This window comes from Hydrogenophaga sp. UC242_53 (genome assembly GCF_042696965.1).
Classification (GTDB): Bacteria; Pseudomonadota; Gammaproteobacteria; order Burkholderiales; family Burkholderiaceae_C; genus Hydrogenophaga.
The window spans coordinates 1,747,062-1,772,595 of the sequence record NZ_CP170552.1; the positions used below are offsets into that span (position 1 = coordinate 1,747,062).

The window sequence follows — 25,534 nt, forward strand, 5'->3', positions numbered from 1 at the left end:
TTTTCCATGAAAATAAAATCCTTCGGACTTCGCGGCCTGACCCTTTCGGCGCTCGCGACGACCCTTCTTGCGGCCCTGCCTGCCTGGGCTGTCGACCCCTTCACCTTGCGCGACATCCGTGTCGAAGGCCTGCAGCGTGTCGAGCCCGGTACGGTGTTCGCTTCCTTGCCGTTCCGCATCGGTGACCAGTACAACGACGACAGGGGTTCGACCGCCATCCGTTCGCTGTTCGGCCTGGGCCTGTTCAGCGACGTGCGCCTGCAGGTCAATGGCGACGTGCTGGTGGTGATCGTCGAAGAGCGGCCGACGGTCGCGGACATCAGCTTCTCTGGCATCAAGGAGTTTGACGACACCGTGCTGAAGAAGGCCCTGCGAGACATCGGCCTGACCGATGGCCGGCCGTTCGACAAGGCGCTGGCGGATCGCGCCGAGCAGGAGCTCAAGCGCCAGTACATCAACCGCAGCATGTACGCCGCGCAGATCGTCACCACCGTGACCCCGAGCGAGCGCAACCGCGTCAACCTCAATTTCAGCGTGGTCGAAGGCGACGTCGCCAAGATCCGGGAGATTCGCATCGTCGGCAACCGCGCGTTCTCGGAGTCGACGCTGCGCAACCTGTTCGACCTCGACACCGGTGGCTGGCTGAGCTGGTACACCAAGTCCGACCGCTATTCGCGTGCCAAGCTCAACGCCGACATCGAAACCCTGCGTTCCTACTACCTCACGCGCGGCTACCTCGAATTCCGCATCGACTCCACCCAGGTCGCGATCGCGCCGGACAAGGAGAGCATGTCCATCACCCTGAACATCACCGAAGGCGACCGCTACGTGGTCAAGTCGGTGGCGCTCGAGGGCGAGTACCTGGGGCGGGAAGAGGAGTTCAAGTCGCTCGTGACGCTGCGCGCTGGCGAGGCCTACAACGCGGAAGACGAAACCAGCACGGTGAAGGCCTTCACCGACTACTTCGGCGCCTTCGGTTATGCCTTCGCCCAGGTCGAGGCCAGCCGCGACATCGATCGGGTGAACAAACAGGTGGCCTTCGTGCTGCGGGCGCAGCCCGCACGCCGCGTGTACGTGCGCCGCATCAACGTCGAAGGCAACAACCGCACCCGCGACGAAGTCATCCGTCGCGAGTTCCGCCAGCTGGAATCGGCTTGGTACGACAGCGATCGCATCCGCCTGTCGCGCGACCGGGTCGACCGGTTGGGCTTCTTCACGTCCGTGGAGGTCGATACCCAGCCGGTGCCGGGCACGCCCGACCAGGTGGACATGACCATCACCGTGGCCGAAAAACCCACCGGCAACCTGACGCTGGGTGCGGGCTACTCACAGGCCGACAAGCTCTCGATCATTGCCGGCATCCGCCAGGAAAACGTGTTCGGCTCGGGCAACTACCTGGGGGTGGACGTCAACACCAGCGACTACAACCGCCAGGTCGTGATCAGCACGGTGGACCCGTATTTCACGCCGGACGGCGTGTCGCGCAGCTTCGACGTCTACTACCGCACGACCCAGCCGTACACCGAGCAGGGTGGTGACTACCGCCTCATCACGCCGGGTGTGAGCGTGAAGTTCGGCGTGCCCTTCACCGAGCAGGACACGGTGTTCTTCGGCATTGGCATCGAGCAGACCAAGATCGAACCCGGTACGGGTCTGCCACAGGCCTACCAGCAGTACTCGAACACGTTCGGGGAAACCAGCTCCTCGGTGCCCCTGACCATCGGTTGGTCACGGGACGGTCGCGACAGCGCGCTGGTGCCGACCCAGGGCCGGTTGCAGCGCTTCAACACCGAGATCGGGGTGGGCGGCGACACCCGCTACCTCAAGGCCAACTACCAGATCCAGCAGTACATTCCGCTGACCAAGCAGTACACCCTCGCGTTCAACGGTGAGTTGGGCTATGGCAAGGGCCTGGGCGGCCGTCCGTTCCCGCTGTTCAAGAACTTCTACGGGGGGGGCCTGGGTTCGGTGCGCGGCTTCGACCAAGGCACCCTGGGTCCGACCTCGCCCATCATGTCGGGCGTTCAGGCCGGCGAGCTGGTCAACATCGGTGGCAATCGCAGCATGGCTTTCAGCGCCGAGTTCATCACGCCTTTCCCAGGCGCGGGCAATGACCGTACCCTGCGCATGTTCGGGTTCATCGACGTCGGCAACGTGTACGGCGAAAATGACACCCGAGCAAATGCCACCGATTTGCGCGCTTCCGTGGGTGTGGGCCTGAGCTGGATCTCGCCCGTCGGCCCCTTGCGCTTCGCCATCGCCAACCCCATCCGGAAATTCCCTGGCGATAGAATCCAGAAATTCCAGTTTCAGATCGGAACCTCCTTTTGATGAAGACTTTCTCCCGACTTTTCAACCGACGCCTCCTGCTGGCCGCTGGGCTGGGCCTGCTGGCCTTTGCCGCCACGGCGCAGGACTTCCGCATCGGCTTCGTGAACACCGACCGCATCTTCCGCGAGGCCAACCTGGCCAAGGCGGCACAGACCAAGCTGGAGCAGGAGTTCTCGCGGCGCGAGAAGGAAGTCCAGGGTCTGGCAGCCCAGCTCAAGACCGCTTCGGAGAAATTCGAACGTGAGTCCCCCACGTTGCCGGATGCCCAGCGCGCGGCGCGCCAGCGCCAGCTCGTCGAGCAGGACCGCGACTTCCAGCGCAAGCAGCGCGAGTTCCAGGAAGACCTCAACCTGCGCAAGAACGAGGAGCTGCAAAGCGTGCTCGAACGCGCCAACCGCGTGATCAAGCAGGTGGCCGAGGCCGAGAAATACGACCTGGTGATCCAGGAAGCCGTCTACATCAACCCCAAGCACGACATCACCGACAAGGTGCTGAGCGGCTTGAACGGCGGCAAGTAAGTTCACGCCAGGGCGACCCGTGTCGAGGCCACTGGGCGACATCGTTGAAGCCCTGGGCGGCGCGCGGCACGGCTCACCCGACCTGCTGATTCACCGCCTGGCCCCCGCTGCGCACGGCCGGCCCGGGCGAGCTGGCCTTCGTGGCACAGGCACGCTACGCAGGCCAGATTGCCAGCACGGCGGCCGAGGTGCTGATCGTTCCTCCGGCCTTGCAGGACCAGGCCATGGCCCGTGGCGCCTGCATCGTCACGGACGACCCCTACCTCTATTTCGCCAGGCTGACCCAGTGGTGGAAGCAGCAGCACGATGCTGCGCCTGCGCAGGGCATTGATCCACTGGCCAGCATCCATCCTTCGGCCCGTGTGGACGAGGGGGTGAGCGTGGGGCCGTTTGCAGTCGTGGGGCGCGATGTTCATTTGTCGCGCGGTGTCCGGGTGGGCGCCCATGCCGTGCTGGGTGACGGCGCACGCGTGGGCGAAGGCACCTGGTTGCATCCGCGGGTCACCCTGGGTGAGCGGTGCACCATCGGCGCGCGTGGTGTGGTGCATTCCGGTGCGGTGATCGGGGCCGATGGTTTCGGTTTCGCGCCTCATCAGGGCGAATGGATCAAGATCGAGCAACTGGGTGCGGTGCGCATCGGCAACGACGTGGAGATCGGTGCGAACACCTGCATCGACCGTGGCGCGCTGGACGATACCGTGATCGAGGACGGCGTGAAGCTGGACAACCTGATCCAGATCGGCCACAACGTGCATGTGGGAGCGCACACCGCCATGGCCGGTTGTGTCGGCGTGGCGGGCAGTGCGACCATCGGAGCGCATTGCACCATTGGCGGGGGCGCGGTGGTGCTGGGGCACCTCCGGCTGGCTGATGGTGTGCACGTCTCGGCGGCCTCGGTGGTCACGCGCTCCCTGCTCAAGCCAGGACATTACACCGGCATGTTCCCCATCGACGACAATGCCAGCTGGGAAAAGAACGCTGCCTCCCTCAAGCAGCTCAACCGCCTGCGCGAGCGCCTCAAGGCCGCGGAGCAGGCGATCGAACAAGCCCTTCAAAACAATTCAAAGCCATGATGGACATCCACCAGATTCTCAAGCAGTTGCCGCACCGATACCCCATTTTGCTGGTGGATCGCGTGCTGGAGCTGGACAAGGGCAAGAGCATCAAGGCACTGAAGAACGTGACCATCAACGAGCCGTTTTTCGTGGGCCACTTTCCGCATCGCCCGGTCATGCCGGGGGTGCTGATGCTCGAAGCCATGGCCCAGGCCGCGGCGCTGCTGTCCTTCGACACCATGGGCGTCACGCCCGACGACAAGACGGTGTACTACTTTGCGGGCATCGATGGCGCGCGTTTCAAGCGCCCCGTTGAACCCGGCGACCAGCTCATCATGGACGTGACCCTGGAGCGCGCCAAGGCCGGCATCTTCAAGTTCAAGGGTGTGACGCGCGTGGGCGATCAGATTGCGTGTGAAGCCGAACTGATGTGCACCATGCGCACCATCGCCTGAACGTGGGAGAGCGCGCCTCGTGTCTCTGATTCATCCCACTGCGCTGGTCGACCCTGCCGCCGAACTCGACAGCTCGGTGAGCGTGGGGCCGTACACCGTGATCGGGCCACACGTGAAGATCGGTGCCGGCACCACGGTCGGCGCCCACTGCGTGATCGAAGGTCACACCACCATCGGCCGCGACAACCGCATCTTCCAGTTCAACTCGCTGGGGGCGATTCCACAGGACAAGAAGTACGCGGGCGAGCCCTGCGAACTGGTCATCGGTGACCGCAACACGATCCGCGAGTTCTGCACCTTCAACATCGGCTCGCCGGGCGACCGTGCGGTGACCCAGGTCGGCAACGACAACTGGATCATGGCCTATGTGCATTTGGCGCACGACTGCGTGGTAGGCAATCACACCATCTTTGCCAACAACTCGCAGCTCGCCGGCCACGTGGTGGTGGATGACTGGGTGATCCTCGGCGGTTTCACCGTGGCGCATCAGTTCGTGCGCATCGGTGCGCATGCCATGACCGCCATGTGCTCGCTGCTGTTTGCCGACTTGCCCCCGTTTGTGATGTGCCAGGGCCAGCCCGCCCAGGCGCGTTCGATGAATTTCGAAGGCCTGCGCCGCCGGGGCTTTTCGCCCGAGCGCATTTCGGCCGTGAAGGCCATGCACAAGGCGTTGTACCGGGACGATCTCAAGCTGGAAGAGGCCGTGGCGCGCATTCACGGGCTGACCGACAAGACGCCCGAGGCGGCGCCCGATGTGGCGATGATGCTGGACTTCCTCGGGCAGGTGTCGCCCCAGCGCGGCATCGTCCGCTGAGGCCTTGATGAATCCGTCCAAGCGTTTTGCCCTCGTGGCGGGTGAGACGTCGGGCGACCTGCTCGCCGGTCTGTTGCTGGGTGGTGTCCGGCAGCGCTGGCCCGATCTTCACTCGTTCGGCATCGGTGGCCCGCAGATGGTGGCGCAGGGCTTCGACCCCTGGTGGCCCAGCGAGAAGCTCGCGGTGCGTGGGTATGTCGAGGTGCTGCGCCATTACCGCGAGATCGTGGGCATCCGTGCCGAGTTGCAGCAGCGCTTGCTGACATCGACGCGCCCCGATGTGTTCATCGGCGTGGACGCACCCGATTTCAATCTGGATCTGGAAGCCAACCTGAAGTCGGGGGGCATTCGCACCGTGCACTTCGTCTGCCCGTCCATCTGGGCCTGGCGCGCGGACCGGGTCGACAAGATCCGGCGCAGCGCCGACCACGTGCTCTGTATTTTTCCGTTCGAGCCCGAGCTGCTGGCGCGGCATGGCATTGCGGCGACCTACGTCGGCCATCCGCTGGCCAATGTGATCCCCATGGAGCCAGACCGCGCGGCAGCGCGCGCCCAGTTGGGCCTGCGCGAGGAGGACGCGGTGGTCGCCATCCTGCCGGGCAGTCGCGCGTCGGAGGTGCAGTACCTGGTCGCCCGTTTTTTTGAAGCGGCCGTGCGGCTTCGGCGCGAGCGCCCGGGGATTCGATTCGTGGTGCCGGCGGTGCCAGCGCTGCGCGAGCGCATCGAGGCCGCGGCCCGTGCCGCCGGGCTGGATGGCGCGTTGACGGTGATCCCAGGTCAGTCGCACACCGCGCTGGCCGCCTGCGATGTGACGCTGATCGCCAGCGGCACCGCCACGCTGGAGGCCGCGCTGTTCAAGCGGCCCATGGTGATCGCCTACAACATGAACTGGCTCTCGTGGCAGATCATGCGGCGCAAGCAGCTGCAGCCCTGGGTGGGCCTGCCCAACATCCTGTGTGGCGAATTCGTGGTGCCCGAGCTGCTGCAGGACGCGGCCACACCCCAGGCGCTGTCGCGGGCGGTGCTGGACTGGCTCGACGCACCTGCGAAAATCGCATCACTCCAGCAGCGATTCACCGACCTGCACCACACACTGAGACGAGACACCGCCCAACTGGCCACCGATGCGATCGAACAAGTTCTTGAAGGCTGAACAGGCCCCGCTGATCTGGGACGTGCCCGGACTGCTCGCGGGCGTGGACGAGGCCGGGCGCGGCCCCCTGGCCGGGCCGGTGGTGGCCGCCGCCGTGATCCTGGACGACCGCTCGCCCATCAAGGGTCTGGCGGACTCCAAGCAACTGACCGCATTGCGCCGCGAAAAACTGTATGACGAAATCCGCGCCAAGGCGCTGTGCTGCAGTGTGGCGCAGGCCTCGGTGGAGGAGATCGACCAGCTCAACATTCTCCAGGCCACCATGCTGGCCATGCGCCGGGCGGTCATGGGCCTGCGCCTGAAGCCGGCCAAGGTGCTGGTGGACGGCAACCGGCTGCCGACACTGGACGTGCTGGCCGAGGCCATCGTGTCGGGCGATGCGCTGGTGCCGTCGATTTCGGCCGCGTCCATCCTGGCCAAGGTCACGCGTGACCGCCTGTTGTGCGAGCTGCACCTGCAGCACCCCGAGTACGGATTCGACCAGCACAAGGGCTACGGAACGGCGCAACACATGCAGGCCTTGCGGGTGCATGGCGCCCTGGCTGTGCATCGGCGCTCGTTCGCGCCGGTCGCGCGTGCCTTGGTGGTGCCCGCAGCGGACGAGGGCGGTGAGCCATGACGGCATCGCCCCTGGCCATCACTTCGCGCGACAACCCTCTGCTCAAACGCCTGCGCCTGCTGGTGCAGGATGGCACCGCCTACCGAAAGCAAGGCCAGGTCTGGCTGGAGGGGGATCACCTTTGCCGGGCCTTGCTGGCGCGCGGGCAGCGTCCGCTCACCGCGGTGTTCACCGAATCCTTCTGGCCGCAGGCCCCGCACGACCTGCGCGATGCCACCGATCACGTGGTCACCCTGCCCGACGCCCTGATGGCAGGCATCAGCGGGCTGGAGTCGCCCGCCGGCGTGGGCTTTGTCTGGTCCTTGCCGCCCGGCTTGGCGGTGCAGGGCGGCACGGCCACCGTGGTGCTGGACCGCCTGCAGGACGCGGGCAATGTGGGCTCCATCCTGCGCAGCGCCTCGGCTTTCGGTTTTGGTCAGGTGCTGGCCCTCAAGGGCACTGCCGCGCTGTGGTCGCCCAAAGTGGTGCGTGCCGGCATGGGGGCGCATTTCGGGCTGCGCTTGATCGAAGGCCTGGCAGCGGACGATCTCGCGGCGCTGGACGTGCCGATGCTGGTGACCAGTTCCCACCAGGGCGACTGGCTGCATCAGGCCCGGCTGCCGTGGCCCTGCGCCTGGGTCCTGGGTCACGAAGGGCAGGGCGTGGGCGAGGCCCTGATGGCCCGTGCCGGGGCTTTCGTGCGCATTGCCCAGCCCGGCGGAGAAGAGTCGCTCAACGTGGCCGCCGCCGCCGCCATTTGCCTGCACGCCAGCGCAGCCGGATTGGCTTCGTGACCCGTCGGTCGATTGACCGACCCGGGCTATAATTCCACGGTTTACCCGCAATCAGCGCAACCCTGCGCGCCCCGGCTCACCACCCCAGGTTTTTGCTCCGTTTCTGCCCCGGCTCCGGCCGGCGCGAGGCGGGTGCGAGGCCTGCGCGGCACCTGCCGCCGGCGCGAAGACGTTGCCGCCCCACTCTGGAGAATTCCGTGCTTCCCGTCCACCCGAAAGCCCTTCTCGCGCTCGCCGACGGCACGGTCTTTACAGGCGTTTCCATTGGCGCCACCGGTCAGACCACGGGCGAGGTGGTGTTCAACACCTCGCTCACCGGCTACCAGGAAATCCTCACCGATCCCAGCTACTGCCAGCAGATCGTCACGCTGACGTATCCGCACATTGGCAATACCGGCGTCAATGCCGAAGACGTGGAAGCCAGCCGCGTCCACGCCGCTGGCCTGATCATCAAAGACCTGCCTCTGCTGGCCTCCAACTTCCGCAGCAACGAAACGCTCTCGCAGTACCTTCAGCGCGAAGGCACCGTGGCCATCGCCGACCTCGACACCCGGGCGCTCACGCGCCGCCTGCGCACGCATGGCGCGCAGAACGGCTGCATCCTGGCCCTGCCGGCCGGCGAAGCCATCACCGAGGCGCACCGCGCCCAGGCCCTGGCTGCGGCCAAGGCTGCGCCGAACATGGCCGGCACCGACCTTGCCAAGGTGGTCTCGGCCACGGCGCCTTACGCCTGGACGCAGACCGAGTGGCAACTCGGCTTCGGCTATGGCGAGCAGATCGCGCCGCGCTTCCACGTGGTGGCCTACGACTTCGGCGTGAAGTACAACATCCTGCGCATGCTCAGCGAGCGGGGCTGCAAGATCACCGTGGTGCCGGCGCAGACGCCAGCCTCCGACGTGTTCAAGCTCAAGCCCAACGGCGTGTTCCTGTCCAACGGCCCTGGCGACCCGGAGCCTTGCGACTACGCCGTCGCCGCCACGCGCGAGATCATCGAAGCGGGCGTGCCGACCTTCGGCATCTGCCTGGGCCACCAGATCCTGGCGCTGGCCAGTGGGGCCAAGACCTTCAAGATGAAGTTCGGCCACCACGGTGCCAACCACCCGGTGAAGGACCTCGACAACGGCCGCGTGAGCATCACCAGCCAGAACCACGGCTTCGCGGTCGACGAAAAGACCTTGCCCGCCACGCTGCGCGCCACGCACGTGAGCCTGTTCGACGGCACGCTGCAAGGCCTGGCACGCACCGACCAGCCGGCCTTCTGCTTTCAGGGCCACCCCGAGGCATCGCCCGGCCCGCACGACATCGGTTACCTGTTCGACCGTTTCATCGACCTGATGCAGGCCCGCGTGCCCGCCACCGCCTGAGCCGGCGCACATCCCCAGCGAACCATGCCCAAAAGAACCGACATTCAAACCGTCCTCATCATCGGCGCCGGCCCGATCATCATCGGCCAGGCCTGTGAGTTCGACTACTCTGGCGTGCAGGCCTGCAAGGCCCTGCGCGAAGAGGGCTACCGGGTCGTGCTGATCAACAGCAACCCCGCGACCATCATGACCGACCCGGCCACGGCCGACGTCACCTACATCGAGCCCATCACCTGGCAGACGGTCGAGAAGATCATCGCCAAGGAACGCCCGCTGGCCCAGGGTGGCTTCGCCATCTTGCCGACCATGGGCGGTCAGACCGCGCTGAACTGCGCGCTCGACCTCTGGCGCAACGGCGTGCTCGCCAAATACGACGTGGAGCTGATCGGCGCCACGCCCGAGGCCATCGACAAGGCCGAAGACCGCCTGAAGTTCAAGGACGCCATGACCAAGATCGGTCTGGGGTCGGCGCGCTCGGGCATCGCGCACAGCATGGAAGAGGCCTGGGGCGTGCAGAAGACCGTCGGCTTCCCGGTGGTGATCCGCCCCAGCTTCACGCTGGGCGGCACGGGCGGCGGCATTGCCTACAACCCGGAAGAGTTCGAGACCATCTGCAAGCGCGGCCTGGAAGCCTCGCCCACCAACGAGCTGCTGATCGAAGAGTCGCTGCTCGGCTGGAAAGAGTACGAGATGGAAGTGGTGCGCGACAAGGCGGACAACTGCATCATCGTCTGCTCGATCGAGAACCTGGACCCCATGGGTGTGCACACCGGTGATTCGATCACCGTGGCGCCTGCCCAGACGCTGACCGACAAGGAATACCAGATCCTGCGCAACGCTTCGCTGGCCGTGCTGCGCGAGATCGGCGTGGACACCGGTGGCTCCAATGTGCAGTTCTCCATCAACCCGAAGGACGGCCGTATGGTCGTCATCGAGATGAACCCGCGCGTCTCGCGGTCTTCGGCGCTGGCGTCCAAGGCCACCGGCTTCCCGATCGCCAAGGTGGCCGCCAAGCTGGCCATCGGCTACACGCTGGACGAACTGCGCAACGAGATCACGGGCGGCGCCACGCCCGCGAGCTTCGAGCCCAGCATCGACTACGTGGTCACCAAGATCCCACGTTTCGCGTTCGAGAAATTCCCCACCGCCGACAGCCGCCTGACCACGCAGATGAAGAGCGTGGGCGAGGTCATGGCGATGGGCCGCACCTTCCAGGAGTCGTTCCAGAAAGCCCTGCGTGGCCTGGAAGTGGGCGTGGACGGCATGAACGAGAAGACGCAGGACCGCGAGACGCTGGAGCGCGAACTCGGCGAACCCGGCCCGGACCGCATCTGGTACGTGGGCGACGCGTTCGCCGCCGGCTGGACGCTCGAAGAAGTGCACCAGTTCACCAAGATCGATCCCTGGTTCCTGGTGCAGATCGAAGAGATCGTGAAGATCGAACTCGCGCTGGAAAAGACCAGCCTCGACGCGATCGACGCCGACACGCTGCGTGGCCTGAAGAAGAAGGGCTTCTCCGACCGCCGCCTGGCCAAGCTGCTCAAGACCAACGACCAGGCCGTGCGCGAGCGCCGCATCGCCGAGAACATCCGCCCGGTCTACAAGCGCGTGGACACCTGCGCGGCCGAATTCGCGACCGACACCGCCTACCTGTATTCCACCTACGAAGGCCATGGCGACGGTGAGTGCGAGGCCGAGCCGACCAACAAGAAGAAGATCATGGTGCTGGGTGGTGGTCCCAACCGCATCGGCCAGGGCATCGAGTTCGACTACTGCTGCGTGCACGCCGCGCTCGCCATGCGCGAGGACGGCTACGAGACCATCATGGTCAACTGCAACCCCGAGACCGTGTCGACCGACTACGACACCAGCGACCGCCTGTACTTCGAACCCCTCACGCTGGAAGACGTGCTGGAGATCGTGGACAAGGAGAAGCCGGTGGGCGTGATCGTGCAGTACGGTGGCCAGACGCCGCTCAAGCTCGCGCTGGGCCTGGAGGCCGCAGGTGTGCCCATCATCGGCACCAGCCCGGACATGATCGACGCGGCCGAAGACCGCGAGCGCTTCCAGCAGCTGCTGCACACCCTGGGCCTGCGCCAGCCGCCCAACGCCACCGCCCGCGCCGAACCGGAGGCGCTGGAGAAGGCGGCTGCCCTGGGCTACCCGCTGGTGGTGCGCCCGAGCTATGTGCTCGGTGGCCGCGCCATGGAGATCGTGCACGAGCAGCGCGACCTCGAGCGCTACATGCGCGAGGCCGTCAAGGTCAGCAACGACTCGCCCGTGCTGCTGGACCGCTTCCTGAACGATGCCATCGAGTGCGACGTGGACGCGGTGCGCGATGCCACCGGCCGCGTCTTCATCGGCGGCGTCATGGAACACATCGAACAGGCCGGCGTGCACAGCGGTGACTCCGCCTGCTCGCTGCCGCCGTACTACCTGAGCAAGGCGACGGTCGATGAGCTCAAGCGCCAGACCGCCGCCATGGCCGAAGGCCTGAACGTGGTCGGCCTGATGAACGTGCAGTTCGCGATCCAGGAGGTGGAAGAGAACGGCGTGAAGAAGGACGTGATCTTCGTGCTCGAAGTGAACCCGCGTGCCTCGCGCACCGTACCCTTCGTGTCCAAGGCCACGGGCATCCAGCTGGCCAAGGTGGCGGCGCGTTGCATGGCCGGCCAGTCGCTCGACCAGCAGGGCATCGGCGCCGAAGTGACGCCGCCGTACTTCAGCGTCAAGGAAGCGGTGTTCCCGTTCGTGAAGTTCCCCGGTGTGGACACCATCCTCGGCCCCGAGATGAAGTCCACCGGCGAGGTGATGGGCGTGGGCAAGACCTTTGGCGAGGCCTTCGTGAAGAGCCAGCTCGGCGCCGGCACCAAGCTGCCGACCTCGGGCAAGGTCTTCCTGACCGTGAAGAACAGCGACAAGCCGCGCGCGGTGGAGATCGCGCGCCAGCTCGTCGAGATGGGCTTCTCGCTGGTCGCCACGCGCGGCACGGCGGCGGCCATCGCCGCCGCTGGGGTCGCGGTGCAGACGGTGAACAAGGTCACCGAGGGCCGCCCTCACATCGTCGACGCGATCAAGAACGGCGACATCGTGCTCGTCATCAACACCGTGGAAGAGCGCCGCAACGCCATCGCCGACTCACGGGCCATCCGCACCTCGGCCTTGCTGGCGCGCGTGACCACGTTCACCACCATCGCTGGCGCTGAAGCCGCGGTGGAGGGCATGCAGTACCTGGACAAGCTGGGTGTGATCTCGGTGCAGGAGATGCACGCGCAACTCTGAGGCTGGCCCGCGCATCGGCTCGGCCGATGCGTGTGGACACCGCTTTCTTTCGCGGCATAATGCCCTTTCATGAACACCGCCGAGCGGCAACGCCCGGCGGTTTGCTTTTGTGCCGGCGCAGAGCCGGAAGCAGTAGGAGAACATCACAGTGGCCACCATTCCGATCACCAAACGCGGCGCCGAAAAACTCAAGGAAGAGTTGCAGCGCTTGAAAACCGTGGATCGCCCCTGGGTGATCAACGCGATCGCCGAGGCGCGCGCGCAGGGGGACCTGAGCGAGAACGCCGAGTACGACGCCGCGAAAGACCGCCAAGGCTTCATCGAAGGCCGCATCGCCGAAATCGAAGGCAAGCTCTCGGCCGCGCAGATCATCGACCCGGCCGCACTCGATGCGGGCGGCCGTGTGGTGTTCGGCGCCACGGTGGAGCTGGAAGACGAAGACAGCGGCGCGGCCGTGACCTACCAGATCGTGGGCGAGGACGAGGCCGATCTCAAGCTGGGCCTGGTGAACATCAGCAGCCCGATCGCGCGCGCGCTGATCGGCAAGGAAGAGGGCGATGTGGCCGAAGTGCAGGCGCCGGGTGGCACCAAGCGCTTCGAAATCGTCGCGGTGCGTTACGCCTGATAGGCCATGCCACTGCACCGTGTTTCCATCTTCATCGCCGCGCTGTGGTGGGGTGGCATCACGGCGCTGAGTTTTCTCGCGGTGCCGACGCTGTTCGCCCAATTGGGCAATCCCGCCGTGGCGGGGCCGGTCGCCGCCAAGCTCTTTTCCCTGCAGTGTTACGCAGGCCTGTTGCTGGGCCTGGCGCTGCTGGTGATGTTGCGGCGCGGCAATGAGCAGGGTGGCCCGCCCAATGGTGCCACCATGACCACGCTGGGCATCGTGGTGTTGGGCATGTTGCTGGCGCTGCTGCAGGAATTCGGTGTGGCGCAGAACATCGTCACCGCGCGCGCCAGCGGCGGCAACCTGCGCCTGTGGCATGGCGTGGGCACCGCCATGGTGCTGGGCCAGTGGCTGTGTGCCGGTGCCGTGCTCTGGCGCTTGAGCACGGCACCGGCTCGCTGAGGCCTCAGGCCGCCAGACGCTCGGCCGACTCCAGCGTATTGACCATCAGCATGGTGATGGTCATGGGGCCCACCCCGCCGGGCACGGGCGTGATCCAGCTGCGCAGCTTCCTTCACGCCGTCGAAATCCACGTCACCGCAGAGCTTGCCTTCGTCGTTGCGGTTCATGCCCACGTCGAGCACGACGGCGCCGGGTTTGACCATGTCGGCCGTGAGCACATTGCGCTTGCCCACGGCCGCCACGATCACGTCGGCCTGCAGGGTCAGGGCTTTCAGGTCCTTGGTGCCGCTGTGGCAGATGGTCACGGTGGCGTTCTGTTGCAGCAGCATCAGGGCCATCGGTTTGCCCACGATGTTGCTGCGCCCGATCACCACCGCGTGCTTGCCCTTGAGCTCGCAGCTGATGCTCTCCAGCATCTTCATGCAGCCATAGGGCGTGCAGGGCCAGAAGCCGGGCATGCCGGTCATCAGAGCGCCCGCGCTGGCGATGTGGAAGCCGTCCACGTCCTTGGCCGGAGAGATCGCTTCAATCACCTTCTGGGCGTCGATGTGGGCGGGCAGGGGCAGCTGGACCAGGATGCCGTGAACCGTCGCGTCGTGGTTGAGCGCATCGACCCGCGCCAGCAACTCCGCTTCGCTGAGGGTGGCGGGCCAGCGCTCCAGCACCGAGTGCATGCCGGTGTCTTCGCAGGCCTTGACCTTGTTGCGCACATAGACCTGCGAGGCCGGGTTCTCGCCGACCAGGATCACGGCCAGGCCCGGCGTGATGCCTTTGGCCTTGAGGGCGGTGACGCGGGCGCTGACGTCGGCGCGCAGTTGGCGGGAGAGGGCATTGCCGTCGATGAGTTGGGCGGTCATGGCTGGAGAGTGTCTACGGTTGAAATGCAAACGCCCGCCGGGAGAGCGGCGGGCGTTAGGGGGAATGGGTGTGGCTGATGAAGGGGTTCAGGCCTTGGCCGGGGTCTGCCCCAGCGCGATCTTGAGCAGGTCGGCCACGGTGTTGGCGCCGAGCTTTTCCATGATGTTGGCGCGGTGCGCCTCCACCGTCTTGATGCTGATGCCCAGGTCGTCGGCGATCTGCTTGTTCAGCCGGCCGGCGACGATGCGTTCGAGCACCTGCGCCTCGCGGCTGGTGAGCTTGGAGAGCAGGGCATCGCGGCTGACCGCCTGCTGGTGGGTGGCGAAGGCTTCGCGCGCGTGTTCGAGCATGCGCTCGACCAGGGCCACGAGCTGGTCTTCCTTGAAGGGTTTCTGGATGAAGTCGAGCGCGCCGCGCTTCATCGATTCCACCGCCATGGGCACATCGCCGTGGCCGGTGATGAAGACGATGGGCAGGGGCGACTGGCGCTCGATCAGGCGTTCCTGCAGTTCCATGCCGGTCATGCCGCCCATGCGGATGTCGGCGATCAGGCAGGCCACTTCGCGTGCGTCGTAGCGGCTCAGAAAGGCTTCGGCCGATTCGAAACATCGGACCCGGAAGTCCTTGCCTTCGAGCAGCCATTGCAGAGAGTCGCGCACCGCCTCGTCGTCATCGACCACGTAGACGCTGCCTTTTTTGGGGATCAAACTCATCTCGCTCTTTCAGTGTCCGTCAGCGGCTCTGTGGCGGGCCCGGCCGCGGCGCTGAGATTCTGCAGCCGAGAGATCACGGGGATCCAGAAGCTGAAGCAGCAGCCCACCACCTCTTCACCATTGTAGATGTTCTGAACCTGCATCCGGCCGTGGTGCGATTCGACGATGCTGCGGCACAGTTTGAGGCCGATGCCCATGCCTTCGCTCTTGGTGCTGTAGAAGGCTTCGTAGATGCGCTCGATCATTTCGTCGGGCACGCCATTGCCCGAGTCGCGCACCGAGAACTCCACCACGTCCACGTCGTCCAGGCGGCGTGGCCCGACGCGCAGCTCCACATAGCGTTCGCCCGGTGCGCGCCCCGCTTGGGCGATGGCTTCGCCCGCGTTCTTGAGGAGATTGATCAACACCTGCTCAATCAGGATGGGATCGACCATGAGATTCGGCAAGCGCGCGGCCACGTAGGGTGAGAGGCGCACCTGATGCCGGCGCAACTCGATGTCGGCGAGTTCGATCGCGTTGCTCACCATCTGTGCCACGTCGGACAGCGTGGGATCGGGTTCGCTGCGCTTCACGAAGGCCCGGATGCGCTGGATGATCTGCCCCGCGCGCTGGGCCTGGCGCGAGGTCTTCTCCAGCGCGCCCAGCAACTCGTCGGTGGTGATGCGCTGCTCGGTCACGCGCGAGATCATGCCGTTGCAATAGTTGGTGATCGCGGTCAGCGGCTGGTTGAGTTCGTGCGCCACGCTCGATGCCATCTCTCCCATGGTGATCAAGCGGCTCGCGGTCTGCGCGCGCTCGGCCTGGCGAGAGGCTTGTTCTTCCGCGTAGCGGCGGGGCGTGATGTCGCTGGCGATCACCATCTGGGCGAGCCGGCCGTCGACCCAAGTGAGGTAACGCGTGCGCACCTCCAGCCAGCGGTCCAGTTCTTCCACGAACACTTCCGCGTTCTCCGCGCCAGCGTCGGTCAGCGTTTCGGTGGGCATGCCGGCGAAGGCGTCCACGGCATCCCCGTCGTCGGGGCTGGGGGAGGGCTGGTTGCCGGCCAGATCAACCAGGTGGCGGTGCCCCTGGCCGCGGGTACCGAACCACAGGCGGTACATCTTGTTGGCGAACAGCATCTCGTCGCTGCCCAGGGGCGCGACCGAGACCGCGGAGTCCAAAGACTCCAGCACCGTGGTGAAGCGTTCGTAGGAGGCCGAAAGCTCCTCCCGGATGCGCTTGGGCTCGGTGATGTCGGTCATGGACGTCATCCAGCCGGTCTGGTGACCCTTGGGGTCGATCAGGGGCGAGACGTACATGCGCGCGTCGAAGATGCTGCCGTCGCGGCGCTTCACATGCACCTCGAAGCCACCGGGCGTGGAGCGGCCACGCAGCTCGTCTTCCAGGCGCGCGGCGAGTTGATCATGTTCCTCTTCCGGCCAGTAGGGGAAGGGCGCGGTGCGGCCGACAAGCTCGCCTTCGGTCCAGCCGGTCATCGAGCAGAAGGCCGGGTTGACGTAGGTGATGCGCCCCTGCATATCGAGGGCGCGCATGCCGGTGAGCATGGAGTTTTCCATCGCGCGGCGGAAGTTGGTCTCGGCCACCAGCGCCTGCTGCGCCTGCACGCGGCGGCGGGTGTGGCGCCAGGTGCCGAGCAGCATCCAGACCGTGAGCGCGGAGAGTGCGCCGATGACCCAGAAGAAACCACTGCCCACGATGTCCTGCGAGGTGCGGTAGCCCTGGGCTTTCAGGATCAGGCCGTTGCCCACCGGCGAGACGGGCACCTCGTGCTCCAGCGGCGGGTTGGACCACGGCAGCAGGCGCAGCACGCTGGTGGGTGTCTGCAGGCTGCCGGCCAGCACGCGGCCGCGGTCGTCCACCAAGGCCACGGCATAGCGGGCCATGATTTCCGGCGGGATGCCGAAACGCATCAGCCCGTCGACCGAGTACTCGCCCATGATGGTGCCGGAGAAGCGGCCTTGCTCGCTCAGCGGCACGTGCAGCATCAGCGTGGAATTGCGCGCGTCCTCGCCCAGCGGGCGCGAGTAGATGGGTTGGCGCAGGTCCCGGGCCAGGTCGAAGGAGCCGTCGGTTTCGCCGGCCGAGAGCACCGTGCCCACGGGGCGCACCAGCGCCGCAGGCGCGCTGGGCGAGGCGTAGGCTGCGCAGCACGTTGCGACGGCCATCGATCCAGCTGATGGCCAGCATCTCGGGGAACTGGCTCACCAGGGATTCGACCTGGAACTCGAACTCCTCGCTCTCGATCTCCTTGTTGCCTACTTCACGGGCCAGTCGCATGAGCTGCTCCTGCCGTTCGAGCAGGCGCAGGCGCAGGCGCTGCTGGGCGTACTCCACGTCGCGCGTGACGGCCTCCTGTTCGCGTTCGAGTTCCTCGTAACGCAGGTAGGTGATGGCGACCACGATGGCCGAGAGGAACAGGAGCACGGCCAGCAAGGGGCCGAGGGTGGCGAAGCGATCCTGGCGGGACGGCGGCAGGCGGCGCCACCAGCGCTTCCACCAGACGGCCTGGGCAGGCGGGCTGTTGGGTGGCGTGGTTTGGGGCAGGGGAATCATGAACCCGAGAGTCTACGTGAGTGGGTGCTCCACGCCCTTCGGAGGGGCTGGAGAAACGCGTGTTTTGTCGCGCCCAAGGCCCGTCTCGTCAACCGTTTAAATTTTCACAATATAAAAACATAAAGCATATGTTGAAAATGAAAAGCTTTTGTGGAAAAATCAGTGACAGTGCGGATGGACCTCCGTAAGCTCGATTCAAACCAACAGGAGACAACAATGTCAGCGAATGACGCTCTCAATGCCCGTGGTGCCGCCGATGCGGATTCCCAGGAAACCCGTGAGTGGATGGAGGCGCTGGCCGCCGTCATCGAGCGTGAGGGCCCCGAGCGCGCGCACTTCCTGCTCGAACAGCTGCTGGAAGAAGCCCGCCAGCACAGCATCGACCTGCCGTTCTCGGCCACCACCGGTTACGTCAACACCATCGAGCCCAACCAGGAAGAGCGCTGCCCGGGCAACATCGAGATCGAAGAACGCCTGCGCGCCTACATGCGCTGGAACGCCATGGCCATGGTGGTCAAGGCCAACCGCCACAACCCCGAGGACGGGGGCGACCTGGGCGGTCACATTGGTTCGTTCGCCTCGCTGGCCCACATGTTCGGCGCCGGCTTCAACCACTTCTGGCATGCCGAGAGCGAGAACCACGGCGGCGATTGCCTCTACATCCAGGGCCACGTGTCCCCCGGTGTGTACGCCCGCGCCTACCTGGAAGGCCGCCTGACCGAAGAGCAGTTGCTCAACTTCCGCCAGGAAGTCAACGGCAAGGGGCTCTCCAGCTACCCGCACCCCAAGCTCATGCCCGAGTTCTGGCAGTTCCCCACGGTGTCCATGGGCCTGGGCCCGCTGATGGCGATCTACCAGGCGCGTTTCCTGAAGTACCTGCATGCCCGTGGCATCGCCAACACCGAGAACCGGAAGGTCTGGGTGTTCTGCGGCGACGGCGAGATGGACGAAGTCGAGTCGCTTGGCGCCATCAGCCTGGCCGCCCGTGAAAACCTGGACAACCTGATCTTCGTGGTGAACTGCAACCTGCAGCGCCTGGACGGCCCGGTGCGCGGCAACGGCAAGATCATCCAGGAACTCGAAGGCGAGTTCCGCGGCTCCGGCTGGAACGTGATCAAGCTGCTGTGGGGCAGCGAGTGGGACTCGCTGCTGGCGCGCGACAAGGACGGCGCGCTGCGCAAGATCATGATGGACACGGTCGACGGCGACTACCAGTCGTTCAAGGCCAACGACGGCGCCTATGTGCGCAAGCACTTCTTCGGCCGCGATCCCAAGACGCTGGAGATGGTCGCCCACCTGAGCGACAACGACATCTGGAACCTCAAGCGTGGCGGCCACGACCCCCAGAAGGTCTATGCGGCTTATCACAAGGCGGTCAACCACAAGGGCCAGCCCACCGTGCTGCTGATCAAGACCGTCAAGGGTTTTGGCATGGGCAAGGCGGGCGAGGGCAAGAACACGGTCCACCAGACCAAGAAGCTCACGGACGAGGACATCAAGATCTTCCGCGACCGCTTCAACCTGCCGATCCCGGACAGCGAACTCTCCAAGATCCCGTTCTACAAGCCGGCCGAAGACACGCCGGAAATGAAGTACCTGCACGAGCGCCGCCAGGCCCTGGGCGGCTACCTGCCCAAGCGCCGCGTGAAGGCCGACGAAAGCTTCACCGTGCCTTCGCTCGACACCTTCAAGGCCGTGCTCGACCCGACGGCCGAAGGCCGCGAGATCTCGACCACGCAGGCCTATGTGCGTTTCCTCACCCAGCTGCTGCGCGACCAGGCCCTGGGCCCGCGCGTCGTGCCCATCCTGGTGGATGAAGCCCGCACCTTCGGCATGGAAGGCCTGTTCCGCCAGGTCGGCATCTACAACCCGCACGGTCAGCAGTACACCCCGGTCGACAAGGACCAGGTGATGTACTACAAGGAAGACAAGGCCGGCCAGATCCTGCAGGAAGGCATCAACGAAGCCGGCGGCATGAGCAGCTGGATCGCGGCGGCCACGAGCTACAGCACGAGCAACCGCATCATGGTGCCGTTCTACGTGTACTACTCCATGTTCGGCTTCCAGCGCATCGGCGACCTCGCCTGGGCGGCGGGCGACATGCAGGCGCGCGGCTTCCTGCTGGGCGGCACCTCGGGCCGCACCACGCTCAACGGCGAAGGCCTGCAGCACGAAGACGGCCACAGCCACATCCTGGCCGGCACGATCCCGAACTGCATCAGCTACGACCCGACCTTCGCGCACGAAGTGGCGGTGATCCTGCACCACGGCTTGAAGCGCATGGTGGAGAAGCAGGACAACGTCTTCTACTACCTGACGCTGCTCAACGAGAACTACCCCATGCCCGGCCTGCAGCCCGGCACGGAGGAGCAGATCATCAAGGGCATGTACTACTGCAAGCAGGCGCCGGCCCTCAAGAAGGACGCGCCCAGCGTGCAACTGCTGGGCAGCGGCACCATCCTGCGCGAAAGCATCGCCGCGCAGGAACTGCTGGAGAAGGACTGGGGCGTGAGCGCTGGTGTGTGGAGCTGCCCGAGCTTCAACGAACTGGCCCGCGACGGCCAGGACGCCGACCGCTGGAACCTGCTGCACCCGGCCGAAACGCCGCGCGTGCCCTTCGTGGCGCAGCAGCTGAGCGCCACCACCGGCCCGGTGATCGCGTCCACCGACTACATGAAGAACTACGCGGAGCAGATCCGCCCCTTCATTCCCAAGGAGCGCACGTACAAGGTGCTGGGCACGGACGGTTTCGGCCGCAGCGATTTCCGCAGCAAGCTGCGCGAGCACTTCGAGATCAACCGCCACTACATCGTGGTCGCCGCGCTCAAAGCCTTGAGCGAAGAGGGCAAGCTGCCGGTGGCCAAGGTGGCCGAGGCGATCAAGAAGTACGGCATCAACGCCGACAAAGTGAACCCGCTGTACGCGTAATCCGGAGACAAGAACATGGCACTGATTGATGTGAAGGTCCCGGACATCGGGGATTTTGATGAAGTGGCGGTCATCGAACTGCTGGTAAAGGTGGGTGACACGGTCAAGGCCGAGCAGTCGCTGATCACGGTCGAGTCCGACAAGGCCTCGATGGAGATCCCTTCCAGCACGGCCGGCGTGGTCAAGGAACTCAAGGTCGCGCTGGGCGACAAGGTCAAGCAGGGTTCGGTGGTGCTGGTGCTGGAGGCGGCGGGAGAGGCCGCAGCCGCTTCGGCCCCGGCGGCGGCCGCACCGGCGGCAGCCGCTGCACCGGCCTCGGCCCCTGCGGCACCGGCTGCCGCGCCTGCGGCGGCGCCCGCTGCGGCCGCCGGCCCGGTGGAGGTGCGTGTGCCCGACATCGGCGACTTCAAGGACGTCGCGGTGATCGAGGTGCTGGTCAAGCCCGGCGACAAGATCTCGGTGGAGCAGAGCCTGATCACGGTCGAGTCCGACAAGGCCTCGATGGAAATCCCGTCCTCGGCCGCTGGCGTGCTCAAGGAGCTCAAGGTCAAGATCGGCGACACCGTGAACATCGGTGACCTGCTGGCGATTCTGGAAGGCGCCGCTGCCGCCGCAGCGCCGGCGCCCGCCGCCGCACCGACGGCCGCGCCCGCGGCACCTGCTGCCGCAGCGGCAGCACCCCAGGCCGCCACGGCATCGGCGCCCGCCGCCGCCGCACCGGCCCACAACCCCACCGCCACGGCCCCGCTGGGCCTGCCCCACGCCTCGCCCTCGGTGCGCAAGTTCGCCCGTGAACTCGGTGTGCCGCTGGAAGAGGTCAAGGGCAGCGGTCCCAAGGGCCGCATCGTGCTGGACGACGTGCAAGGCTTCACCAAGGCCGTGATGGCCGGCGCCATGCAGACCAAGGCGCAGGCGGCCAAGGCCCCGGCCGGCGGTGGTGGCGACGGCGCGGGCCTGGGCCTGATCCCCTGGCCCAAGGTCGACTTCGCCAAGTTCGGCCCGATCGAGCGCAAGGAGATGGGCCGCATCAAGAAGATCAGTGGTGCCAACCTGCTGCGCAACGCGGTCATGATCCCGGCGGTCACCAACCACGACGACGCCGACATCACCGACCTCGAAGCCTTCCGCGTGTCCACCAACAAGGAAAACGAGAAGAGCGGCGTGAAAGTCACCATGCTCGCCTTCCTGATCAAGGCCTGCGTGGCCGCGCTCAAGAAATTCCCCGAGTTCAACAGCTCGATCGACGGCGATGCCCTGATCTACAAGCAGTTCTGGCACATCGGCTTCGCGGCCGACACGCCCAACGGCCTGATGGTCCCGGTGATCAAGGACGCCGACAAGAAGGGCGTGCTGCAGATCAGCCAGGAAATGGGCGAACTCGCCAAGAAGGCGCGCGAGGGCAAGCTGAGCCCGGCCGAGATGAGCGGGGCGACCTTCACCATCTCCAGCCTGGGTGGCATTGGCGGGCGTTATTTCACGCCCATCATCAACGCGCCCGAAGCGCGCATCCTCGGCGTGTGCAAGAGCACCATGGAGCCGGTGTGGGACGGCAAGGCCTTCCAGCCGCGCCTGATGCTGCCGCTCTCGCTGACCTGGGACCACCGCGTGATCGACGGCGCCGCCGCCGCCCGCTTCAACGTGTACCTCGGCCAGATCCTCAGCGACTTCCGTCGCGTGTTGCTGTAAAGGACCACGCAGATGGCACTCATCGATATTCAAGTCCCCGACATCGGCGACTTCGACGAAGTGGCGGTGATCGAGTTGCTGGTCAAGCCCGGCGACACGGTCAAGGCCGAACAAAGCCTGATCACGGTCGAGTCCGACAAGGCCTCGATGGAGATTCCGTCTTCCCAGGCGGGCGTGGTCAAGGAGCTCAAGGTCAAGCTGGGCGACAAGGTCAAGCAGGGCAGCGTGGTGCTGACGCTGGAAGCCGCGGGTGAGGCCGCCGCCGCGTCCGCCGCCAGCGCACCGGCACCCGCGCCACAAGCGGCACCCGCCGCGGCGCCGGCTGCGGCCCCGGTGGCTGCGCCGACCGCCGCCAGCTTCGGCGGCAGCGCCGATCTCGAGTGCGACGTGGTCGTGCTCGGCGGTGGTCCTGGCGGCTACAGCGCGGCCTTCCGCGCGGCCGACCTGGGCCTGAAGGTCGTCATCGTCGAGCGCTACGCCACCCTGGGTGGCGTGTGCCTGAACGTGGGCTGCATTCCTTCCAAGGCGCTGCTGCACGTGGCGGCGGTGATGGACGAGGTCAGCCACATGGCGGCGCTGGGCGTGGAGTTCGGCCGCCCGGTGGTCAACATCGAGAAGCTGCGCGGCCACAAGGAAAAGGTGATCGGCAAGCTCACCGGTGGCCTGGCCGCCATGGCCAAGATGCGCAAGGTCACGACCGTTCGCGGTGTCGGTTCCTTCGTGGGCGCCAACCACCTGGAAGTGGAAGAGACCACGGGGGCCACCGGCCAGGAGAAGACGGGCAAGAAGCAGGTGATCGGCTTCAAGAAGGCCATCATCGCCGCCGGTTCGCAGGCCGTGCGCCTGCCCTTCATGCCGGACGATCCGCGCGTGGTGGACAGCACCGGTGCGCTCGCGCTCAAGGAAGTGCCCAAGCGCATGCTGATCCTGGGCGGCGGCATCATCGGCCTGGAAATGGGCACGGTCTACAGCACCCTGGGCGCTCGCCTGGACGTGGTGGAGATGCTCGACGGCCTGATGCAGGGCGCCGACCGCGACCTGGTGAAGATCTGGCAGAAGATGAATGCGCCGCGCTTCGACAACATCATGCTCAAGACCAAGACGGTGTCGGCCAAGGCCACGCCGGCCGGCATCGAGGTGACGTTCGAGAGCGCTGAGCCGGGTGGCACGGCGCCCGCGCCGCAGACCTACGACCTGGTGCTGCAGGCCGTGGGCCGCACGCCCAACGGCAAGAAGATTGGCGCCGAGAAGGCCGGTGTGGCGGTGACGGATCGCGGCTTCATCAACGTCGACATCCAGATGCGCACCAACGTGCCCAACATCTTCGCCATTGGCGACATCGTGGGCCAGCCCATGCTGGCGCACAAGGCGGTGCATGAGGCGCACGTGGCGGCCGAGGTGATCGCGGGTGAACTGCAGGGCAACAAGGAACTGGCCAGCGCGGCGTTCAACGCGCGCGTCATTCCGAGCGTGGCCTACACCGACCCCGAGGTGGCCTGGGTGGGCCTGACCGAGGACCAGGCCAAGGCGCAGGGCATCAAGGTCAAGAAGGGCCTGTTCCCCTGGACGGCCTCGGGCCGCGCCATCGCCAATGGCCGCGACGAAGGCGTGACCAAGCTGTTGTTCGACGACTCGCCCGAGGCCCATGGCCACGGCAAGATCCTGGGCGGCGGCATGGTGGGCACGCATGCAGGCGACATGATCGGCGAGATCGCCCTCGCCATCGAGATGGGCGCGGACGCGGTGGACATCGGCAAGACCATCCACCCCCACCCCACGCTGGGTGAGAGCATCGGCATGGCGGCCGAGATCGCCCACGGCTCCTGCACGGACGTGCCGCCGCAGCGCAAGTAAGCGCCGGGACGCCGGCCAAAGAAGAAGCCGCCAGCCCTCACGGGTCGGCGGCTTTTTTCATGGGCCGCGTTCAGCGAGCCGGGACGCGGCTGGCCAGCGGCGCGCTCCGGTAGTCGGGCAGCAGCTTGCAGGTGTCGCCATACGCGGCCTCGTAGCCCTTGCAGAGTGCTGCGCACCGTCTGGGGCGTGGGCTTCTCGTTCTTGTCGATCCAGTTGAGCAGCGCGGTGAACAGCGCGGGGTACTGCGGATCGCTCAGGTAGCTGTGCTCGGACTCGTCGCTGAAGGTCTGCACCAGCAGGTTGCCCTTGCCCGCGCGATCCAGTGTCTCGCGGTAGGCGGAAGAGAGTTCGACGAACGCGGTCGGGTCGTTGACGGCGTGCAGCGAGAGCACGGGCATGTTGATCCGGCCTTCGGGGTCGCTGTCCTTCGCCAGCTCGGCCACGGCCGCCGGGTCGGCGGTGTAGCGCAGCACGCCCGCGTTCAGGGCCGCGTCGTCCGTGGAGCCGGTGTACCGCACGTTGGCGTTGTTGAACGGGTTGCGGTTGCCCAGGCGCAGCTGCGTCAGATCGCGGAACAGCCAGGTCGCCCAGTTGAGGTGGGCGATCAGCGAGCGCTCGGGGATCTTGATGACGTTGACGATGTTGGCGAGGTTGGTCTTCTGCTGTTCGGTGCGTTGCGCGGCGGGCTTGCGCACGCCGGTGCATTCGTCCACGCGGTTCGCCAGTTCGGCGCGCGTGAGCTTGGCGTCCATGGGCAGGCCCTGCCACAGCGCGTACTGGGGCTCGTCTGCCTTCGGGTGGTTCTTGCACACGTACTGGTAGACCACGCGCAAGTCGATCCGGAAGTCGTAAGCGCGGGTGCCGCCGCCCAGCATGCCGCTGGTGAGCAGCATGCCGTCGTAAGGGCCTTTGACGGGTCCGTTGGGGCCGTCCACCATGGCGTACAGCTCGGCGCCCTTGGCGGCGACCGAGCCGCCGTAGCTTTGCCCGTGCAGGATGGTGCGGCGGGGCGGGCCGAAATGCTTCACGAAGACGCGGCGCACGCGCTCGGTGTCCTCGGCCGCCATGCTCACGCCAAAGCCGCCCCGGCGGTAGGTGGCGCCCGCCCAGGCGTGGCCGGCCTTGACGGTCACGGCCCAGCGTTTGAGGTCTTCCTCGCCGCGCGCCAGCGTGGCCGGGCCGGTGTCGGCGGGGCCGCCATGGGCATGCACCACGAGCACGCCGGTCTCAGGTTTCCACCCGGCGGGCAGGGCGATCCAGTAGAAGCCGCCCAGCCCGTCCTCGCCGGTGTGGCAGGTGGCACCGGCCGGCACTTCGGCGGGGCAGGCGCGGGGCTGAGGGTCGGTGGGCACCTGGGCGATGGCGCCGCCGCTGTGGCCGGCGAGGGCCGCCAGCGCCAGCAGCGCGATGGGGCGAAGGGGCATGAAAGGTCTCCTGTGGTTGTTCGAATCCACGCGGACGATAGGTGCGCCGCCACCCCATGTCAAATATACTGAAACCCGAATTTCA

General features: G+C 66.2%; 15 protein-coding genes and 4 pseudogenes. 15 read left to right on the forward strand and 4 right to left on the reverse strand.

What is annotated here, in order from left to right; genetic code table 11:
* Window positions 1-6: 6 nt before the first annotated feature.
* From bamA to ACFJI0_RS09080, 12 genes and pseudogenes are all read left to right on the forward strand, one after another.
* On the forward strand, window positions 7-2,331 hold the full coding sequence (bamA, locus tag ACFJI0_RS09025; RefSeq protein ID WP_382324393.1) for an outer membrane protein assembly factor BamA: 2,325 nt from the start codon (window positions 7-9) through the stop codon (window positions 2,329-2,331).
* Window positions 2,331-2,849: an OmpH family outer membrane protein gene (locus ACFJI0_RS09030; RefSeq protein ID WP_382158478.1), complete on the forward strand. Its 519-nt coding sequence runs from the start codon at window positions 2,331-2,333 to the stop codon at window positions 2,847-2,849. The genes bamA and ACFJI0_RS09030 overlap by 1 nt, the downstream gene beginning before the upstream one ends.
* 19 nt (window positions 2,850-2,868) lie before the next feature.
* Window positions 2,869-3,922: pseudogene (lpxD, locus tag ACFJI0_RS09035) on the forward strand (UDP-3-O-(3-hydroxymyristoyl)glucosamine N-acyltransferase).
* Complete coding sequence (gene fabZ / locus ACFJI0_RS09040) at window positions 3,919-4,359, forward strand: 3-hydroxyacyl-ACP dehydratase FabZ (protein WP_291121647.1); 441 nt, start codon at window positions 3,919-3,921, stop codon at window positions 4,357-4,359. The pseudogene lpxD and the gene fabZ overlap by 4 nt, the downstream one beginning before the upstream one ends.
* A 19-nt stretch (window positions 4,360-4,378) precedes the next feature.
* Window positions 4,379-5,173: an acyl-ACP--UDP-N-acetylglucosamine O-acyltransferase gene (gene lpxA / locus ACFJI0_RS09045; protein WP_382324395.1), complete on the forward strand. Its 795-nt coding sequence runs from the start codon at window positions 4,379-4,381 to the stop codon at window positions 5,171-5,173.
* A 7-nt stretch (window positions 5,174-5,180) separates the two neighbouring features.
* Window positions 5,181-6,326 carry a lipid-A-disaccharide synthase gene (gene lpxB, locus ACFJI0_RS09050; protein WP_382324397.1) on the forward strand — a complete coding sequence of 382 codons (1,146 nt, stop codon included), beginning with the start codon at window positions 5,181-5,183 and terminating at the stop codon, window positions 6,324-6,326.
* Window positions 6,298-6,945, forward strand: coding sequence for a ribonuclease HII (gene rnhB / locus ACFJI0_RS09055; protein ID WP_382158471.1), 648 nt, complete (start codon window positions 6,298-6,300; stop codon window positions 6,943-6,945). Before lpxB ends, rnhB begins: the two co-directional genes overlap by 29 nt.
* Window positions 6,942-7,718, forward strand: coding sequence for a TrmH family RNA methyltransferase (locus ACFJI0_RS09060; protein ID WP_382324399.1), 777 nt, complete (start codon window positions 6,942-6,944; stop codon window positions 7,716-7,718). The genes rnhB and ACFJI0_RS09060 overlap by 4 nt, the downstream gene beginning before the upstream one ends.
* Window positions 7,719-7,915: 197 nt before the next feature.
* Entirely contained in the window at window positions 7,916-9,082 is a 1,167-nt protein-coding gene (carA, locus tag ACFJI0_RS09065) for a glutamine-hydrolyzing carbamoyl-phosphate synthase small subunit (protein WP_382324401.1), read from the forward strand.
* Between the two features lie 24 nt (window positions 9,083-9,106).
* The gene (gene carB / locus ACFJI0_RS09070) at window positions 9,107-12,364 is read left to right on the forward strand and encodes a carbamoyl-phosphate synthase large subunit (protein WP_291121637.1); all 3,258 of its coding nucleotides are present in this window, start codon (window positions 9,107-9,109) and stop codon (window positions 12,362-12,364) included.
* A gap of 148 nt (window positions 12,365-12,512) precedes the next feature.
* On the forward strand, window positions 12,513-12,989 hold the full coding sequence (greA, locus tag ACFJI0_RS09075) for a transcription elongation factor GreA (protein WP_382158465.1): 477 nt from the start codon (window positions 12,513-12,515) through the stop codon (window positions 12,987-12,989).
* A 6-nt stretch (window positions 12,990-12,995) separates the two neighbouring features.
* Window positions 12,996-13,433, forward strand: coding sequence for a DUF4149 domain-containing protein (locus tag ACFJI0_RS09080; RefSeq protein ID WP_382324403.1), 438 nt, complete (start codon window positions 12,996-12,998; stop codon window positions 13,431-13,433).
* Between the two features lie 4 nt (window positions 13,434-13,437).
* Here ACFJI0_RS09080 and folD read toward each other — a convergent pair.
* From folD to ACFJI0_RS09095, 3 genes and pseudogenes are all read right to left on the reverse strand, one after another.
* Window positions 13,438-14,290, reverse strand: a pseudogene (folD, locus tag ACFJI0_RS09085) (bifunctional methylenetetrahydrofolate dehydrogenase/methenyltetrahydrofolate cyclohydrolase FolD).
* Between the two features lie 87 nt (window positions 14,291-14,377).
* Window positions 14,378-15,004 (reverse strand): response regulator transcription factor, encoded by a 627-nt coding sequence (locus ACFJI0_RS09090; protein ID WP_291119523.1) that lies wholly within the window; start codon window positions 15,002-15,004, stop codon window positions 14,378-14,380.
* A pseudogene (locus ACFJI0_RS09095) lies at window positions 15,001-17,557 on the reverse strand (PAS domain S-box protein). Before ACFJI0_RS09095 ends, ACFJI0_RS09090 begins: the two are co-directional and overlap by 4 nt.
* Before the next feature lie 216 nt (window positions 17,558-17,773).
* Between ACFJI0_RS09095 and aceE the strand changes: the two are divergent.
* Genes aceE through lpdA form a run of 3 tightly spaced genes read left to right on the forward strand, consistent with a single transcriptional unit; the run spans window position 17,774 to window position 24,025 of the window.
* A complete protein-coding gene (aceE, locus tag ACFJI0_RS09100; protein WP_382324405.1) occupies window positions 17,774-20,485 on the forward strand; it encodes a pyruvate dehydrogenase (acetyl-transferring), homodimeric type in 2,712 nt (903 codons plus the stop codon).
* A 15-nt stretch (window positions 20,486-20,500) separates the two neighbouring features.
* Window positions 20,501-22,171 (forward strand): dihydrolipoyllysine-residue acetyltransferase, encoded by a 1,671-nt coding sequence (gene aceF, locus ACFJI0_RS09105; protein ID WP_382324407.1) that lies wholly within the window; start codon window positions 20,501-20,503, stop codon window positions 22,169-22,171.
* 12 nt (window positions 22,172-22,183) lie between these two features.
* On the forward strand, window positions 22,184-24,025 hold the full coding sequence (gene lpdA / locus ACFJI0_RS09110) for a dihydrolipoyl dehydrogenase (RefSeq protein ID WP_382324409.1): 1,842 nt from the start codon (window positions 22,184-22,186) through the stop codon (window positions 24,023-24,025).
* A gap of 70 nt (window positions 24,026-24,095) precedes the next feature.
* Here the strand turns inward: lpdA and ACFJI0_RS09115 are convergent.
* Window positions 24,096-25,449 (reverse strand): annotated as a pseudogene (locus ACFJI0_RS09115) (hypothetical protein).
* Window positions 25,450-25,534 lie beyond the last annotated feature (85 nt).